General features: G+C 74.5%; 1 protein-coding gene. It reads left to right on the top strand.

Annotation, left to right across the window (positions count from 1 at the left end; translation table 11 throughout):
- Positions 1 to 611, top strand: a 611-nt coding sequence (locus tag ESO86_RS18285; RefSeq protein WP_207207238.1) for a YhgE/Pip family protein, incomplete at both ends; no start/stop codon positions are given.

The raw sequence follows: 611 nt of genomic DNA, 5'->3' as shown, positions 1-611 counted from the left end.
GAGGCCGCCGCGCCGCGCTGCTCGCGGCCGTCATCGCCGTCCCGCTCGCCGTCGCAGGCCTCGTCGCCGGTGCGGTCGGCGGCGCGGACGAGCGCATGGACTCGATCCCCGCCATCGTGGTGAACAACGACGAGATGGTCACGACCACCACGCCCGACGGCGAGGAGCCGCCCGTGCTCGCCGGTCGCCTGCTCGTGACCGAGCTCACCGGCGACGGCGACACCGGGTTCGACTGGACGATCTCGAACGACGAGGAGGCAGCCGCCGAGCTCGCCGACGGCGAGGCGTATGCGGTGCTCACCATCCCGGCCGACTTCTCGGCCTCGGTCACCTCGCTCGCCGGCGACGCGCCGACGACGGCGGCCCTCGACATCCGCACCGACGACGCCCACAGCTACCTCGCGGGCATCATCGGCGCGACCGTCGGCGACGCGATCGCGACGACGTTCGGCCACGAGCTGACGACCCAGTACCTCGAGGGCCTGTACGGCAACCTCGTGCAGGTCGGCGGTTCGCTCGGCGACGCGGCGGATGGCGCGGGGCAGCTCGCCGACGGCGCGGACTCGCTCGCCGGCGGGCTCGACCAGCTCGCCGGCGGCATCGGGTCCGCC

Source organism: Agromyces binzhouensis, from assembly GCF_004135055.1.
Lineage (GTDB): Bacteria > Actinomycetota > Actinomycetes > Actinomycetales > Microbacteriaceae > Agromyces > Agromyces binzhouensis.
Note: the sequence above shows the minus strand (reverse complement) of the source record. Positions and strands in the feature narration are given on the sequence as shown.